Source organism: Sphingomonas sp. 2R-10, from assembly GCF_030062225.1.
Taxonomy (GTDB): domain Bacteria; phylum Pseudomonadota; class Alphaproteobacteria; order Sphingomonadales; family Sphingomonadaceae; genus Sphingomonas.
Map to the genome: position 1 here is coordinate 57723 of NZ_JASCXF010000023.1, position 16763 is coordinate 74485.

16 protein-coding genes are annotated in these 16763 nt (G+C 66.7%); 7 read left to right on the plus strand and 9 right to left on the minus strand.

Annotated elements, in window-relative coordinates:
• Window positions 1–85 precede the first annotated feature (85 nt).
• From QLH51_RS12195 to QLH51_RS12210, 4 genes are all read right to left on the minus strand, one after another.
• Window positions 86–1063, minus strand: coding sequence for a right-handed parallel beta-helix repeat-containing protein (locus tag QLH51_RS12195; RefSeq protein WP_241217949.1), 978 nt, complete (start codon window positions 1061–1063; stop codon window positions 86–88).
• 133 nt (window positions 1064–1196) lie between these two features.
• The gene (locus tag QLH51_RS12200) at window positions 1197–1475 is read right to left on the minus strand and encodes an integration host factor subunit beta (protein ID WP_125659427.1); all 279 of its coding nucleotides are present in this window, start codon (window positions 1473–1475) and stop codon (window positions 1197–1199) included.
• Between the two features lie 172 nt (window positions 1476–1647).
• A complete protein-coding gene (gene rpsA, locus QLH51_RS12205) occupies window positions 1648–3351 on the minus strand; it encodes a 30S ribosomal protein S1 (RefSeq protein ID WP_125659430.1) in 1704 nt (567 codons plus the stop codon).
• A gap of 639 nt (window positions 3352–3990) precedes the next feature.
• Window positions 3991–5667: a DEAD/DEAH box helicase gene (locus QLH51_RS12210; RefSeq protein ID WP_125659432.1), complete on the minus strand. Its 1677-nt coding sequence runs from the start codon at window positions 5665–5667 to the stop codon at window positions 3991–3993.
• Window positions 5668–5844: 177 nt separating this feature from the next.
• Here QLH51_RS12210 and msrB point away from each other — a divergent pair, with 177 nt between their 5' ends.
• Window positions 5845–6330, plus strand: a complete 486-nt coding sequence (msrB, locus tag QLH51_RS12215) for a peptide-methionine (R)-S-oxide reductase MsrB (protein ID WP_125659435.1) — start codon at window positions 5845–5847, stop codon at window positions 6328–6330.
• 58 nt (window positions 6331–6388) lie between these two features.
• Here the strand turns inward: msrB and QLH51_RS12220 are convergent, their stop codons facing one another.
• Entirely contained in the window at window positions 6389–6961 is a 573-nt protein-coding gene (locus QLH51_RS12220) for a CHAP domain-containing protein (protein ID WP_125659438.1), read from the minus strand.
• 346 nt (window positions 6962–7307) lie between these two features.
• On the opposite strand from QLH51_RS12220, the gene QLH51_RS12225 reads away from it, so the two are divergent.
• A complete protein-coding gene (locus QLH51_RS12225) occupies window positions 7308–7859 on the plus strand; it encodes a hypothetical protein (RefSeq protein WP_125659441.1) in 552 nt (183 codons plus the stop codon).
• 284 nt (window positions 7860–8143) lie between these two features.
• Here the strand turns inward: QLH51_RS12225 and QLH51_RS12230 are convergent, their stop codons facing one another.
• The 4 genes from QLH51_RS12230 to QLH51_RS12245 form a co-directional block, all read right to left on the minus strand.
• On the minus strand, window positions 8144–8881 hold the full coding sequence (locus QLH51_RS12230; protein ID WP_125659444.1) for an extensin family protein: 738 nt from the start codon (window positions 8879–8881) through the stop codon (window positions 8144–8146).
• Window positions 8878–9591 (minus strand): NUDIX domain-containing protein, encoded by a 714-nt coding sequence (locus QLH51_RS12235; protein ID WP_125659447.1) that lies wholly within the window; start codon window positions 9589–9591, stop codon window positions 8878–8880. Before QLH51_RS12235 ends, QLH51_RS12230 begins: the two co-directional genes overlap by 4 nt.
• A 156-nt stretch (window positions 9592–9747) precedes the next feature.
• Window positions 9748–10947, minus strand: a complete 1200-nt coding sequence (locus tag QLH51_RS12240) for a hypothetical protein (RefSeq protein ID WP_206429113.1) — start codon at window positions 10945–10947, stop codon at window positions 9748–9750.
• Between the two features lie 8 nt (window positions 10948–10955).
• Complete coding sequence (locus QLH51_RS12245; protein ID WP_125659450.1) at window positions 10956–12287, minus strand: MFS transporter; 1332 nt, start codon at window positions 12285–12287, stop codon at window positions 10956–10958.
• 127 nt (window positions 12288–12414) lie between these two features.
• Here QLH51_RS12245 and cyoA point away from each other — a divergent pair, with 127 nt between their 5' ends.
• From cyoA to QLH51_RS12270, 5 genes are all read left to right on the plus strand, one after another.
• Window positions 12415–13560, plus strand: coding sequence for a ubiquinol oxidase subunit II (gene cyoA / locus QLH51_RS12250; protein ID WP_283514550.1), 1146 nt, complete (start codon window positions 12415–12417; stop codon window positions 13558–13560).
• Window positions 13561–13570: 10 nt separating this feature from the next.
• Entirely contained in the window at window positions 13571–15571 is a 2001-nt protein-coding gene (cyoB, locus tag QLH51_RS12255; protein ID WP_125659453.1) for a cytochrome o ubiquinol oxidase subunit I, read from the plus strand.
• Between the two features lie 3 nt (window positions 15572–15574).
• Window positions 15575–16204 (plus strand): cytochrome o ubiquinol oxidase subunit III, encoded by a 630-nt coding sequence (gene cyoC, locus QLH51_RS12260; protein WP_125659456.1) that lies wholly within the window; start codon window positions 15575–15577, stop codon window positions 16202–16204.
• Entirely contained in the window at window positions 16204–16608 is a 405-nt protein-coding gene (gene cyoD, locus QLH51_RS12265) for a cytochrome o ubiquinol oxidase subunit IV (RefSeq protein ID WP_206429115.1), read from the plus strand. Before cyoC ends, cyoD begins: the two co-directional genes overlap by 1 nt.
• A partial coding sequence (locus QLH51_RS12270) for an SURF1 family cytochrome oxidase biogenesis protein (protein WP_283514555.1) occupies window positions 16605–16763 on the plus strand: 159 nt, incomplete at its 3' end. The genes cyoD and QLH51_RS12270, both read left to right, overlap by 4 nt.

Below are 16763 nucleotides of genomic sequence, written 5' to 3' on the forward strand. Positions count from 1 at the left end.
TCTGTACATAGGCGAACATGCTATCGCCGGATCGGCCCGGACCGAAGCGAAATCGACGATTAGATACAACCTGATCGAAAACCGCTCAGCGCGTCTCGAACTTGCGCACGCCCGGTCCGAGGCGGTTCGCCCCCACCGCCACGCCGTCGCCGGTATAGTCGGCGACGAAGGCCGGGCTCTTGTCCACACCCGGCGCCAGTCGCGCGTCGTTCTCCTCGACCCGCAGCCCGCGCGCCGGGAAGGTGTGCTTTTCCGCACCGACGACGATGAAGCCGGTCCAGTTCTCCTTCGCCTTGCCCTGGACGAAGGTGTTGCGCGCGATCAGCCCGGTCGCGCCTTCGGGCAGGTCGATCATGTAGTTGGTCTTGCTGCCGCGGCTGTCGTCGAAGCTCGAATCGGTGATCTCGATCCGCGGCGCGCGAATCTTGACGTAATGGCCGCCGGTGCCGCGTTCGAACCGCGACCGGGTAATGGTGATCGACCCGTTATTGCCCAGATACACCGAATGCGAACAGTCGGTCGTTTCGTCGCACTGTCCCAGTCCGGCGAAGGTCGAGCGGTCGATCGTGATGCGCTGCCGCCCGTCGGGGTTGCCGCCCAATATGCCTTCCTGGCTGTCGAGGAAGGTCGAATTGGTGACGGTCAGGTCGCCGATCTCGGTCCGGATGCCCGCGCCGTTGCCGTCGGGCACGCGGATGCGGCGGAACACGATGCCGTCGACGGTCGACCGCCGCCCGCGCAGGACGAAGGTCGCCTTCTCCTCGCACGCTCCGCCGTCGAAGATCACCGTACCCGGCGTACGCGCGCGATAGGTGATGTCGCCACCGGTCTGCACCGTGCAGTCACGGTAGGTCCCCGGCGCGATCAGGATCGTCGCGGTCCCGTCGCGCACCGCCGTCACCGCGGCATCGATCGTCGGAAACCCCTCCCCGGTCTGTTCGATCACGAACGGCGCGCCCCGCTGCTGCGCCGGGAGCGGCGACACCGCCAGTACCAGCGCGGCGGGCAGGAATAGTCGGGCAGCGATCATCGGCCGGTCCTTCGTCGGTTCGGCGACCGACATGCGCCAGCCGCCGCCCCTGCGAAAGGGCCTAAATCCGTCCCGCTACGGGTCAGACGCGTCTGGAAAAGCGGCGTGCCGCATTCTGCGGCACCGGCGGTCGACGACCCGCGCTTCCGCGAGCTTTCGAAGAATCTCAGACGTTCAGCCGCGCGCGCATTTCCTTGCCGGGCTTGAAATAGGGCACGCGCTTGGCATCGACCTCGACCGCCTCGCCGGTGCGCGGGTTGCGGCCGGTGCGGGCGTCGCGAGCGCGGGTCGAAAAGGCGCCGAAACCGCGCAGTTCGACCCGGCCGCCACCGCGCAGCTGTTCGGTGATGGCGTCGAAGAAGGTCGCCACGATCCGTTCCACGTCACGGATCGGCAGGTCGGGATTTTCCTGCGCCACGTGCTGAACCAGTTCGGATCGGATCATCATTCCCTCGGCAAATCAAAATCCTGGCCCCGATCGGTACGATCCGGGCACAGCTGGCCACTAACCTAAATCTATCCGCCGAAACAATCCGTCTTTCGAATGAACGCAAAAACGGGGCGCTCCGATGTGGAGCACCCCGTTCCTGTCGCTACCGGTCCGGCAGGCGTGCGGCTTACTTCTGTTCGCCGCGTGCCTTCAGCGCCTCGCCCAGGATGTCGCCCAGCGACGCACCCGAGTCCGACGAACCGTACTGCGCAACGGCCTGCTTCTCCTCGGCGATCTGCATCGCCTTGATCGAGAAGGTCGGCTTCTTCGAACGATCGAAGCCGGTGACCATCGCGTCGAACTTCTGGCCGACCTGGAACCGCTCCGGACGCTGTTCGTCGCGGTCGCGGCCGAGATCGGTGCGCTTGATGAAGCCGGTCGCGCCATCGTCGCCCTGCTGCACTTCGAGGCCCGCATCGCGGACTTCGAGCACGGTCACGGTGACGATCGCGTTCTTGTTCAGGCGATCACCCGCCTGCGCCGTGACCGGACCACCACGCTCAAGCTGCTTCATGCCGAGCGAGATGCGCTCCTTGTCCGGCTCGATCGCCAGCACGACGGCCTGAACCGTCTCACCCTTGCGATGCAGGTTGAGCGCGTCCTCGCCCGAAATGCCCCATGCGATGTCCGACATGTGGACCATGCCGTCGACGTCGCCGTCCAGACCGATGAACAGGCCGAATTCGGTGGCGTTCTTGACCTCGCCCTCGACGGTCGAACCGACGGGGTGATCTTCCGCGAACTTCTCCCACGGATTGGCCTGTGCCTGCTTGAGGCCCAGCGAGATGCGGCGCTTGTCCTGATCGACTTCCAGAACAATCACGTCGACTTCCTGGCTGGTCGACACGATCTTGCCCGGATGGACATTCTTCTTGGTCCAGCTCATTTCCGACACGTGGACCAGGCCTTCGATGCCCGGCTCCAGTTCGACGAACGCACCATATTCGGTGATGTTCGTGACGCGGCCCGACAGCTTCGCGCCGACCGGATACTTGGCACCGGCGCCATCCCACGGATCGCTCTCAAGCTGCTTCATGCCGAGCGAGATGCGCTGCGTGTCGCGGTTGATGCGGATGATCTGGACGCGGACGGTGTCGCCGATGTTCAGCACTTCGCTCGGATGACCGACGCGCTTGTACGACAGGTCGGTGACGTGCAGCAGGCCGTCGATGCCGCCCAGGTCGACGAACGCACCGTAATCGGTGATGTTCTTGACGACGCCGTCGATCACCTGGCCTTCGGCCAGCGACTGGATCAGGCCCGAACGCTGCTCGGCGCGGGTTTCTTCCAGCACGGCGCGACGCGACACGACGATGTTGCCGCGCTTGCGGTCCATCTTCAGGATCTGGAACGGCTGCGGAATGTCCATCAGCGGGGTGACGTCACGCACCGGACGGATATCGACCTGCGAACCCGGCAGGAACGCGACGGCGCCCGACAGGTCGACGGTGAAGCCGCCCTTCACGCGACCGAAGATCACGCCCTCGACGCGTGCAGTCTTGGCGAATTCGGTTTCCAGCTTGTCCCAGGCGGCTTCGCGACGGGCGCGGTCGCGGCTCAGCATCGCTTCGCCGTTCGAATTCTCGACGCGGTCGACATAGACTTCGACTTCGTCACCGACCTTCAGATCGGCCTTCTGGCCCGGCGCCGCGAATTCGCGCAGCGGCACGCGGCCTTCCGACTTCAGGCCGACATCGATGACGGCGAGGTCGTTTTCTATCCCGGTGACGGTGCCGATGACAACGCGGCCCTCGAAGCTTTCCGAGGCGCCGAACATGTCGTCGAGCATCGACGCGAAATCGTCACGGGTGGGATTTGCCATGCTGGCCATAAAGAACGTGGTTCCTAGTACACTATGTTTCCGGCCGGCCGGTTGTGTCCGGCGGTCTTTGACCGGGATTGCCGCGCGCGCCGAATACGACACGCGGCATCCGGCGACCATGTCGTCACGAAAGGCTTGCCCCGTCGATCACGGAATCGGGCGCGCACGCCCGGCCTTCGCGAGTCTGTGCTCGTCGAACCGGCGCGCCATACGCGTTTTTGCGTAGGCGTGCAACGGTTGGGGGGCTCAGGAAGCAGAAGGAAGGGTGGTTCACGCGAAGGCGCGGAGACGCGGAGTAGAAGAAGATAGATTTCGCGTAGAGGCGCAGAGAGCGCAGAGAGGTTGCGTTCGCGGCGACTGCCGCATGTCCGGCGAAGCCTGAAGCGTCGCCCCAGCAAAGACTGGGGCCTCCCCAGTTCCTGCCCCGACCTATCACTGAAAGATTTCAGCCTTCGCTGGGATGACGTTCAAGTCGGTTGCGGAACACACCACTGAATCGCGCCAGAAGCCACGGGCCGCTAACGCGGCAAGCGGCCACCACAAACGCAACCTCTTTGCGCCTCCGCGCCTCTGCGCGAACTCTACCTTCTTCTACTCCGCGTCTTCGCGCCTTCGCGTGAACGAACCTTCTTCACGCTAAGGCCGGGATCACCCCCGACGCCCCGGCCGATACGGCTTGGCGGCATGGCGCGGCGGTGCGCCGTTGGTGCGACGCTGCGGCGCGGCCGGCGGCCCCGCCATCTGCTCGAACATCAGATCGTCGTCGGGCGTCGCGGTCCGCTTGACCGATGCGATGAACTTACCCGCGATCGCCTTCGGAATCTCGAACGCCGACTCGTCGTTGGCGATGCGGATCGCGCCGATCTCGCCCTTCGTAATGTGCCCGCGGCGGCACAGCAGCGGCAGCAGCCAGCGCGGATCGGCATTATGCCGGCGTCCGACATTCATGCGGAACCACACGGTATCCTCGAACCCCGGACGCGGCCCTTCCGGCCGGTCGCGGCGTTCGGGCGCACCGCCCGCCGACAGTTCCTCGGGCGCGGGCAGCTTGGCGCGCAGCGCACGGACCAAGAGCGCGGCGATATCCTCGGGCGACTTCTCCGTCAGCAGGCGCGCGCCCAGCTCGACATCGGCCTCGTCGAACTCGACCGGCTCGGCCAGCCTGGCGAGCAGCCGCTCGCGATCGGCGGCGTGAATCTGTTCCGGCGTCGGCACGCCGATCCATTCGGCGTTGATCTTCGCGTCGCGCAGCAGCCCCTCGACCCGGCGACGGCGCTGGAACGGCACGATCAGCGCGGCGATGCCCTTCTTGCCCGCGCGGCCGGTCCGGCCCGAGCGGTGCTGGAGCGCCTCGGCATCGCGCGGCAGTTCGACATGCACCACCAGGCTTAGCGACGGCAGGTCGATACCGCGCGCCGCGACGTCGGTCGCGACGCAGACGCGGGCGCGGCGGTCGCGCAGCGCCTGCAACGCATGGTTGCGCTCCGACTGCGAATGCTCGCCCGACAGCGCCACCGCGTCGAAGCCGCGCTCGACCAGATTGGCGTGCAGGTGCCGCACCGCCTCGCGCGTCGCGCAGAACAGGAACGCCGTGTCCGGCTCGTGCAGGCGCAGCAGGTTGACGACCGCATTCTCGATATCGTTCGGCGCGACCGTCATCGCCTGATAGCTGATGTCGCCATGGCCCCGCTCCGCCTCACGCGTGTCGATGCGGAACGCGTCCTTCTGGTAGCGCTTCGCCAGCGCCACGATCGGCTTGGCGAGCGTCGCCGAGAACAGCAGCGTGCGGCGATCGGCGGGCGTCCCGTCGAGGATCCCTTCGAGATCCTCGCGAAAGCCCATGTCGAGCATCTCGTCGGCCTCGTCGAGGATCGCGACCTTCAGGCCCGACAGGTCCAGTGCGCCGCGCTCCAGATGGTCGCGCAGGCGGCCCGGCGTACCGACGACGATATGCGCGCCATGGCTGAGGTTGCGCCGTTCGCGCGCCGCGTCCATGCCGCCGACGCACGATACGATACGCGCACCGGTCGGACCATAGAGCCACAGCAGTTCGCGCGCGACCTGCAACGCCAGTTCGCGGGTCGGCGCGATCGCGAGCGCCAGCGGCGTGCCCGCGCGCGGCATCTTGTCGTCCGCCTCCAGCAGGTCGCGCGCCATGGCGAGGCCGAAGGCGACGGTCTTGCCCGACCCCGTCTGTGCGGATACCAGCAGGTCGCGCCCTTCGGCGTCGGGTGTCAGGACGGCCGCCTGTACGGCGGTCGGGGCTTCATAGCCGCGCGCGGAAAGCGCCGCGGCAAGCGGTTCGGGCAACGTCGAGAAAGGCATAATCCGCCAAATGGCCCCAAATTGCGGCCACGGCAAGGCCGCAGCACCGGTTTAGCAAGCCGCCGGCACCGAATCCGGTAAAAGACTTTCATTTCGGCCGCGCGTCGGTCGGCTGGCGTACCCGCCCGTTGCCGCAGGTCGCGGGCCCTCCCACATGACGATCGAAAGGATGTTCCCATGTCGATCGACCGCCGCCGCCTGCTCGAACTGACCGGCCTGTCGGCGCTGGCCGCGCTGATCGGCTGCGCGCCGTCGGAAAGCGAGGCCGCGCCGAACTTCCCGTTCAGGCTGACCGATGCGCAGTGGAAGGCGCGCCTGACCCCCGCGCAATATGCCGTGCTGCGACAGGAAGGAACCGAACGGCCGTACAGCAGCCCGCTCAACGCCGAGAAGCGCAAGGGCGTGTTCGCCTGTGCCGGCTGCGGGCAGCCGCTGTTCCTGTCGTCGACCAAGTTCGAAAGCGGCACCGGCTGGCCCAGCTTCTATGCCCCGCGCGCCGGTGCCGTCATCAACCGCACCGACAATTCGCTGATGATGTCGCGGACCGAGGTCGTGTGCGCGCGCTGTGGCGGGCATCTGGGCCATGTGTTCGACGACGGACCGCCGCCGACCGGCAAGCGCTATTGCATGAACGGAGTCGCGATGACCTTCCGCCCCGCCTGACGCGGAAGGGCCCGCCGCTGGCAGGCGACGGGCCTTTCTATACGGCGTTGGCCGTCGATCAGTCGTTGAGCGCGACGACCATCCGCGCCGGCTGGGCGCTGGCACCACCGGGCAGCGGTGCGGGCGGATCGCTCTTGACGATGATGAGCGGCGCATCGATCCCGGTCGCGCGCGACGGGTGCCGGGCATAGATGAAGCCGTTGGTCGGATAGGCCGAGGTGCCGAGGCCACCGATCGGGCCGAACCACACCTTGACCTCCGTCCAGTCGCCGGCCGGCGATACGTCGATCGCGCGGACGTCACGCTCGACCCCGCCGCGACGCGACCAGTTGGCGTGGGTCAGCAGCACTTCGCGCTCGCTGATGACCTTCGACACCATCGCGACGTGACCGAGCCGCATCTTCGACGTGGCGGCGAACGACAGCACAGCACCTTCCTGCGGCGCATGTCCCCGTTCGTACTTGCCCGACGCCTGGCCCCACCAGGTGTGGGCATTGCCGAAAATCTCGACGCCGGAAATCTCGCGGGCATAGGGGGCGCATTGCCAGAACCGGGCCTGGGCCGGGGCGACCATCGCCAGCGCGCACGAAACCACCAGCGCGAAACGCGCTGCCACAGCACCAAAGTTCATCTGACCCCCACGGCCCCACGAATGTCGTGAGCGGCATGAAGCAGGGTTTGGCGGCCGCGGAAACCCCGCTACCCTTCGCCGCGGAACCTTTTCCGACGAACCGTGTTTGCGCGGCGATGACCGGCGGATGAACCAATCCCCGCCCGCCGTCCGACCCGCATTCGCTGTCTCGAAAACCACATGCCGCGTGGAATGCGACGAACCGCGTCGCGCCGATGTTGCAATGCAAAACGATCGATGTTCGAATATGTCACCGACCGGACGAGCCGCGTTTCGTTCAGCAAGCCGTTAACCATTATACGGCAATATCCGGTCGGTGGAAGCCATGGGCGGGGAGTTCGGGAGAATGGCGATTGCAAGGCGGCCGGCGGCAGGTGCGATGACGCTGGCGGAAATGAAGGAGTTCGCGACCTTTTCGGCCGCGACGCAGCGCTACATCCGACGCGCGCTCGACATCGGGCTCGACCGCGACGACGCGATGCGCCGCTGGTCGCGCGACGTGGTGGAGGCGGCGAGCATCCGCGCACAGGCGCGCATCTACGACCGCTTGCCCGACATTCGCGCCTGCATCCCCGACGACAGCGGGCTGGACGCGATCGAGCCGTTCATGACCCCGCTGCTGCAGGTGACCGCATTCGACCTCGGCCAGGGGCGGCTGACGACGTTCGGCGCCTATCGCTTCCTCTACGAGCGGCTGGTCGGTGCCGAGGCGCGGCCGTGGTTGCCCGCCGCCTTCTGCGCGTCGGCGGCCTTGCCGCATCTCCACCCGGAGTTGCGCCGCAAGCTGCTGCAATCCCTGAGCGAGGCGGCGGCGACCGCGTCGGGCTGGTCAATGCGGCAGCCGGCCTTCTACCCGGCCTGGGTCGAAAAGGTCGAAGCCGGCACCGCGATGCATTGAGCGCGGCGGCGGGGTCTAGAGCCTGATGACATGGTTTTGACCCATCGTGATTGCCCTGCGCCGTTCGCTGGCAAGGAGTGCCGCGCAGCGCGGGCGCATCGCCCGGGCAAGCGGTGCGACGATGTCCAGCGGGCGGCGCAGGGCAACCGCGAAGCGGCGGGCCGATGCAGGTCCGTGGCGGCGTCGCTCGTCCGTCACGGGGGCAAGGCCCCGTTCCGTCCTCTCTCCTGTCCACAGACCTGCATCGGCTCCGTCCCGACGGGCCAAAACCATGTCATCAGGCTCTAGCGACAGGCTCCGCCGAACCCCCGCGCCGCCTGATCGAAGTGGAAATGGTCGCGGTGCGCGGCATTGTAGTCGGGCGACAGCACGGTCGAGAACACGCCGCACGCCCCGTCGCGCACCTCGCGCAGGAACGCGGCCCTGGCGGCGTCGTCGCGCCCCCGCCCCGCCGTCCAGTCACCGACGACGCTGATCCGGCGGCCGTCGGCAAGCACGAAGGCGGCGATGTCGAGCGCGTTGGCGGTCGCGTGTTCGCTGAAAGCGCCGGTATCGCGGCCATAGAGCCGCCGGCAGTTGTAGCTGCCGAAATTCTGGATGCGTGCGACCGGGACCCCGAAATGCTTCTGCGCCGCGGGCTGCACCACCTGCCATTCCCATAGCGCCATCGCCGTCGCCACCCGGCATGATACGCCGACGTCCGGAGTGATGCCGATCGTCCGCGATCCGCCGCCACGCAGCCGCACCGCGTCGTCATAGCCGCACTGCCCCGCCCCGTCGCGCGGCGGCAGCGCGGTGTAGCGCACCCCCGCCCCGTCGAGCAGCGCCCGGCACCCGGCGAAGTCGCCGCGCAGGTCGCCGATCTTGCCGCGGGTGAACATGCCGATCGGCTGTGACAGGTCGAGTGGCGTCCACGGCACGTCCTGCGGCCGGCTGCGGGCGAAGGCGTAGAGCGCGAACGCGACGCCCGCGAGGATCGCCAGCCACACCAGCGCGCGGATTCCGGTCGACAGCGCCTTCACCCGCGTACCGCCCGCGTCGCCGGCTCACCCGTTACCGGATAGCCCAGGTCGTCGGGAATGCAGATCCAGTCACCGTCGCCGCGCCGCTCGACCCGTGGCGTTATCGTCCGCACCGGCCACGCCCGCGCATCGGCCAGCACCGCCGCGACATCGGCCTGTCGCGCCAGCCGCTCCAGCACCCGCCGCGTCGGGAACAGCAGCGCCGCCTCTCCCCGGTCCGCCGCCCGCAGCGCATCGGCGGCCGTCGTCCACAGCGTGCGCACATTCTCGGTAGCATCGACCACCGCGGCCGGAGCATCGTCCGGCAGCCGCGCGACGAAGAACCACGTGTCGAACACGCGCACCGGCACATGCTCGGGCCGCCAGCGGGCATAGGGGATCAGCGGCGAGGAATCGACCGGCCCAAGGGCACCGATCGGCGCACCCTCCGCGAGCGCCGCGCGCAGCGCCGCAACGTCGCCGGGGAGGCCGATCGCGATCCCCGCCTCCTCGATCGTCTCGCGGATCGCGGCCAGTCGCGGCGCCAGATCACCATCGCCCATCGCCAGCGCCAACGCTTCGTCGCCGGGGTCGATCCGCCCGCCGGGGAACACCAGCGCGCCGCCGGCAAACGCCATCGCCGCCGCCCGCTCGACCATCAGGATTTCGGGCGGCCCGACGGGGCGATCGCGAAGCAGGATCAGGGTGGCGGCGGGGATCGCGGGAGTCATCGGGAAGACTTGGGGGCGGCGGAAGTCCGTGTGAAGGCTTGTCCGGCATGATAGCCGGCCAAGCTGCCTGTACGAATAGGGACCGATCATGATCGTCATTCCAGCGCAGGCGGGAATGACAGTTGGGCGCAGTTGGGCGCATTGCTACTCGCGCCCCTACGGCGCAGCCCGCACCAGCCGCCACCCGTCCGGCAGGTAATCGAGCGACATGTAATAGTACGAAACGCACGACCCGTCCGGCCGATAGCTCCCGCCCTTCAGTATCCCTACCGCGGTCGTGCCGATGAACACCGGCCCGCCGCTGTCGCCGCCGCGGCATCCCGGCCCGGCGACCGCGACCCACGTCGGCAGGCACGGCCCGCCGCACAGGTCGCCCGATGGGGCGAAGTCGACCATCTCTACCTCGGCACAGCTATAGCCGCTGCTCTCGCCCCGGTGGCATACGATATCGCCGACGCGCGTCCCGGCGCGGCTGCGCTGCCCCTCGACCGGGCGCAGCATCGTGCGCGCGGCATCGGGATGGAACAGCGGCAGGCTGGCATCGGGGCTGGCGTTGACCTGCACGTCGTGAAACCCCCAGCCCCATTGGCCGACAAAGGCCAGCGGCGTGCGGCGACCGTCCTTCGCGATATGCTCCAGTGTATCGGGGCAATGCGCCGCGGTCACGACGCCGGTCTGCGTCCCGTCGGTAACGACATAGCCGGTCGTGCAGAAATAGCGCCGCCCGGTCGTCGGATCGGGACCGATCAGCCGCGATCCGCCGACGACTTCGCCCGCAAGGTCGAGATCGGGGCGCCCGGTCGTCGCGATCCGCACCGGCACGCCGGTCAGATCCGCGATCCGCCGCCGCAGCGCCGCGGTATCGCCCGCCGCATCACTCGCGCCGATCAGCACCAGCAATTCGCCGTGCCGCGCATCGACGCCCATCGCCGGCGGCCGTATCAGCATCGCGCGAATCGCCGCCTGATGCTGCGCGATCGCGGCCAGCAGTTCGGCGCGCGTCGCCTTAGCCCCGGTACGGAACCGGATCGGCACGACGATGTCGCCGTCGCGCACCTCGCCATCGGCGACCGGCTTGTGCCCGGTCAGCAGCACCGTCACCGCGCCGTCGCGCTCGATCGCGATTCCCGACAACCGGTCGCGATAGCGCCCCTCGATCCATTCGGTCGCGGCGACGCTGGCCGCCTGCACCCTTAGCAAGCGCAGCGCGGCGGCGGCATCGATCGCGCGCACGCGCGCGACCTCGGCGGCGTCCTGCGCCAGCGCGGTCTCGCCCGAAACGACCGTGGCAGCGTCCTGCGCGATGGCGGGAGTTCCCGCCACCAGCGCAAGCGCCGCCACCACCAGCCGCAGCACGGAATGCCTTAGTCGAGCCGCCGCGCCAGTTCCTTGTTCAGCGCCAGCGCCGCCAGCGTGCCGACCGCACCCGACAGCAGGTACAGGCCCGACGCGATCAGCCCCAGCTTGCCGGCCAGCGCCAACGCGACCAGCGGTGCGAAGCCCGCACCGAACAGCCATGCGAGGTCCGACGTCAGCGCCGCGCCGGTATAGCGCGAATCCTTGGCGAAGTTCGACGCCACGGTGCCCGACGACTGACCGAACGACAGGCCCAGCAGGATGAAGCCGGTAATCATGAACGCGATCTCGCCCGCGTCGCCGCCGTTGAGCAGCAGCGGCGCGAGGCCGGAGAACAGTGCGATCGCGATCGCGCCGAAGCCGAGCAGCGTCCGGCGGCCGACATGGTCGGCGATCACGCCCGAGATGACGATCGCAAAGATGAAGAAGATCGCGCACGCCGTCTCGATCCACAGGAAGCGGGCGATTTCCTGTTCGGTGAACAGGAAGATCCACGACAGCGGGAACACCGTGACCATGTGGAACAGCGCGAAGCTGGCCAGCGGCACCAGCGCGCCGATCGCGATCGTCTTCCATTCGCGTGCCACCGTCGGCAGCACCGGCGAGGCCTTGAGTTCGCGGTTTTCGAACAATTTCGTATATTCGGGCGTCACGACGATGCGCAGCCGCGCGAACAGCGCCACGACGTTCAGCGCGAAGGCGACGAAGAACGGATAGCGCCAGCCCCAGCTGATGAAATCCTCGGCACTCATATAGGCGGTGAAGAACGCGAACAGCGCGCTGGCCACCATCAGGCCCAGCGGCGCGCCGAGCTGCGGGATCATCGCATACCAGCCGCGCCGGTCCTGCGGCACGTTGAGCGCCAGCAGCGAGGCCAGCCCGTCCCATGCACCGCCCAGCGCAATGCCCTGCAGGATGCGCAAGCCCGCCAGCAGGATCGCCGACCATGCGCCGACCTGCGCATAGCCGGGCAGGAAGCCCATCGCGACGGTGGCGGTGCCGAGCATGAACAACGCGATGGTCAGCTTCGTGCCGCGGCCATGCCGCCGGTCGATCGCCATGAACAACAGCGTGCCGAGCGGCCGCGCGAAGAACGCCAGCGGGAACAGCGCGAACGAATACAGCGTGCCCGTCAGCCGGTCGACATAGGGGAACATCAGCTGCGGGAACACGATCACCGACGCGATCGCATAGACGAAGAAGTCGAAGAACTCCGACGTGCGCCCGATGATGACGCCGATGGCGATCTCCTCGGACTGGACGTTCACCTCGCTGCCGTCGTTGTTGATGGCCCGCGCATCGTCTTCGATGCCGCTGGAATGGACGAAAGCCTCGGCCATGGAAACTCCAAGAGCTGCGCGAACAGGCGCGCGTAAAAGATATGCCCCGTTATCGCACCGCACCAAAGGCGGGGATAGGACAAAATGTCCTATCGCAGTGCAGCATCGACAGGCATAGGGCGCGGCCATGATCCTGCCCCGCTCGCTTCCGTGGCATCGGCCACTGCGCTCGCTCCTGCCCCTGGCGGCCCTGCCGCTGCTCGGTGGATGCGACATGGTCGTGCTAAATCCCGCCGGCGATGTCGCGCAACAGCAGGCCGAGGTCCTGATGATCTCGGTCGGGCTGATGCTGCTCATCATCTTGCCCGTCATGGCGCTGACCGTATGGTTCGCGTGGAAATACCGTGCGGCGAACGAGAAGGCGACGTACCGGCCCGACTGGGACCATTCGACCGCGCTCGAACTTGTCATCTGGTCCGGTCCGTTGCTGATCGTCATCGCGCTGGGTGCGCTGACGTGGATCAGCACCCATCTGCTCGACCCATATCGCCCGATCAACCGGATTTCTGCGGAAAAGCCCGCGACCCCGCGCGACGCGCCGCTGGAGATCCAGGTCGTCTCGCTCGACTGGAAATGGCTGTTCATCTATCCCGAACAAGGGATCGCGACCGTCAACCGGCTGGTGCTGCCGATCGACCGGCAGGTCCGTTTCCGCCTGTCGTCGTCGTCGGTGATGAACACCTTCTACGTGCCCGCCATGGCCGGCATGATCTACACCATGCCGGGCATGGAGACGAAGCTGCACGCGGTGATGAACAAGCCCGGCACGTTCGAGGGCATGTCGGCGCATTACAGCGGCGCCGGCTTCTCCTACATGAACTTCAAGACGATCAGCACCGACCAGGCCGGCTTCGACAGGTTCGTCGCGGACGTGAAGGCGATGCCGAACCGCCTCGACACCGCTCGCTACCTCGAACTGGAAAAGCCCAGCGAAAAGGTGCCGCCGATGGGCTTTGCCGGGGTCGAACAGGGGCTGTTCAACCGCATCGTCCAGATGTGCGCGAAGCCCGGCACGCCGTGCATGACCGAGAGCATGGGCCATGGCGGCCATGGCGGCCCGACAAACAACCGGTTGCCCGAAGGGAAGCGTACCAAGGGCGCGCTGGAAAAGGCGCCGTCCGACTATGGCGTCAGCCCGCACAGCAGCGGCGACGCGCCGCAAGGGTCGTCGGCCGCCCCCGGCGCCGCCGATCCGGGCAGCGACGCCAACCGCAACATGACCCGCATCGCGCCGCCCGCGATTCCGGGCCGAACCGCTCCGGCACTGGGCTGAGAACGAGATCATGTCCGATACCCTGACCAAGCTGATCTTCGGGCGTCTGACGCTCGAAAGCTTCCCGATCCACGAACCGATCATTGTCATGACCTTCATCGCGGTCGCCATCGGCGGCGCGGCGGTGCTGGCGGCGCTGACCTATTTCAAGCTGTGGGGCTATCTCTGGAAAGAGTGGTTCACGACGGTCGATCACAAGCGGATCGGGATCATGTACATGATCCTCGGCATCGTCATGCTGCTGCGCGGCTTCGCCGACGCGGTGATGATGCGCGCGCAGCAATCGATGGCGTTCGGCCAGAACGAAGGCTTTCTGAACGCGCACCATTATGACCAGGTGTTCACCGCGCACGGCGTCATCATGATCTTCTTCGTGGCGATGCCGCTGGTCACCGGGCTGATGAACTACATCGTCCCGCTCCAGATCGGCGCGCGCGACGTGTCCTTCCCCTTCCTCAACAACTTCAGCTTCTGGATGACCGCGTCGGGCGTCGTCATCGTCATGGCCAGCCTGTTCGTCGGCGAATTCGCCCGCACCGGCTGGCTGGCGTTCGCGCCGCTGTCGGGGCTCGACTACTCGCCCGACGTCGGGGTCGACTATTATATCTGGGCGCTGCAGCTGGCCGGCGTCGGCACCTTGCTGTCGGGCGTCAACCTGATCGCGACCATCGTCAAGATGCGCGCGCCGGGCATGGGCCTGATGAAGATGCCGATCTTCACCTGGTCGGCGCTGGTCACCAACATCCTGATCGTCGCCGCCTTCCCGGTGCTGACCGCGGTGCTGGCGATGCTGTCGCTCGACCGCTATGTCGGCACCAACTTCTTCACGAACACGCTGGGCGGCAACCCGATGATGTACGTGAACATGATCTGGATATGGGGCCATCCGGAAGTCTACATCCTGATCCTGCCGGCGTTCGGCGTGTTCTCGGAAATCGTGTCGACCTTCTCGGGCAAGCGGCTGTTCGGCTATACGTCGATGGTCTACGCGCTGCTGGTCATCACCATCCTGTCGTATCTGGTGTGGCTGCACCACTTCTTCACCATGGGTTCGGGGGCGAGCGTCAACTCGTTCTTCGGCATCACCACGATGATTATCTCGATCCCAACGGGCGCGAAGATTTTCAACTGGCTGTTCACCATGTATCGCGGCCGCATCCGCTACGAACTGCCGATGCTGTGGGCGATCGCGTTCATGCTGACTTTCACGGTCGGCGGCATGACCGGGGTGCTGCTGGCGGTGCCGCCCGCCGACTTCGTGCTGCACAACTCGCTGTTCCTCGTTGCGCACTTCCACAACGTCATCATCGGCGGCGTGGTGTTCGGGATGTTCGCGGGCATCAACTACTGGTTCCCCAAGGCGTTCGGCTTCAAGCTGGACAAGAAATGGGGGCTGGTCAGCTTCTGGTGCTGGTTCGTCGGCTTCTGGGTCGCGTTTACCCCGCTCTACGTGCTGGGGCTGATGGGCATTACCCGGCGCCTCCGCCACTTCGACGATCCGAGCCTGCAAATCTGGTTCGTCATCGCCGCCGTGGGTGCCGCGATCATCGCCGTCGGCATCGCCGCCTTCCTGGTGCAGATCGCCGTCAGCATCATGAACCGCGACAAGCTGCGTGACTTCACCGGCGATCCGTGGGGCGGTCGCAGCCTCGAATGGGCGACCTCGTCGCCGCCGCCCGACTATAATTTCGCGTTCACGCCGGTCGTCCACGATCTCGACGCGTGGTACGACATGAAAAGCCACAAATATGCCCGGCCGACCGATGGCTTCACCGCCATCCACATGCCGAGCAACACCTGGGCCGGCATCGTGCTGGCGGGCCTGTCGACCGTATTCGGGCTGGCGATGGTCTGGTACATCTGGTGGCTGGCAGCGCTGTCGTTCGTCGCGGTGATCGGCGTCGCGATCTACCATACGTTCAACTACCATCGTGACTTCCACATTCCGGTCGAGGAAGTCATCGAGACGGAGCGGCAGCGCACTGCCGACCTCCAGGCCGCGGGGGCGTAAATCATGGGTTCGTCGGTACAAGTCCCCGCAGGCGCATCGGAACGCGCCTATCATCTGGCGGAGGAGCATGAGCATGAAGCCGGGTCGAGCACGATGCTCGGCTTCTGGCTTTACCTGATGAGCGACTGCCTCATCTTTGCCATGCTGTTCGCCTCCTACGGCGTCTATTCGGGCAGCACCGCCGGTGGCCCGGACGCAAAGGAACTGTTCGACCTGCCGCTGGTCGCGCTCAACACCGCGATGCTGCTGTTCTCGTCGATCACCTACGGCTTCGCGATGATTGCCGCCGAAGAGGGCAAGAAGGCCGCGACGCTGCGCTGGCTCGCCATCACCGGCGTGTTCGGCCTGTGCTTTCTCGGCATCGAAATGTACGAGTTCAGCCACCTGATCCACGAAGGTGCCGGACCGCAGCGCAGCGCGTTCCTGTCGGCCTTCTTCACGCTGGTCGGCACCCACGGGCTGCACGTCACCTTCGGCATCGTCTGGCTGGTGACGCTGATGGGCCAGGTCGCGAAATTCGGGCTGGGCGCCGCCAACATGCGCCGCCTGATGTGCCTGTCGCTGTTCTGGCACTTCCTCGACGTCGTCTGGATCGGCGTCTTCACCTTCGTCTACCTGCTGGGAGTCCTCTGATGGCCGGCCACGCCCATTCCGACGCGCACGGCCATGGTCATGGCGGCCATGGTCATGGCGGCCATGGCGACGCCCCCGCGCACGGCTCGCGCCGCGAATATGTCATCGGCTTCCTGCTGTCGGTGGCGCTGACCGCGATCCCCTTCGCGCTCGTCATGACCAGCGCCTTTGCCGACACCCGGATCACCGCCGGCATCGTCATGCTCTGCGCGGTCGTGCAGATCGTCGTGCACATGATCTACTTCCTGCACATGAACACCAAGTCGGAGAATGGCTGGACGCTGATGGCGCTGATCTTCACCGTCATCCTGGTCGTCATCGTGCTGTCGGGGTCATTGTGGGTCATGTACCATATGAACCTGAACATGATGCCGCAGATGTCCGGGGACATGAGCGCGATGTGACCCGGGCCCGGCCGATCCGGCGCATCTTGGTCGCCTGCGCGATCGGATGCGTCATCGCCGGCCTGATCGGGCTGGGCGTGTGGCAGTTGCAGCGGCGGACGTGGAAGCTGGACCTGATCCAGCGAACCGAAGCGATGCTGCGCTCCCCGCCCGTC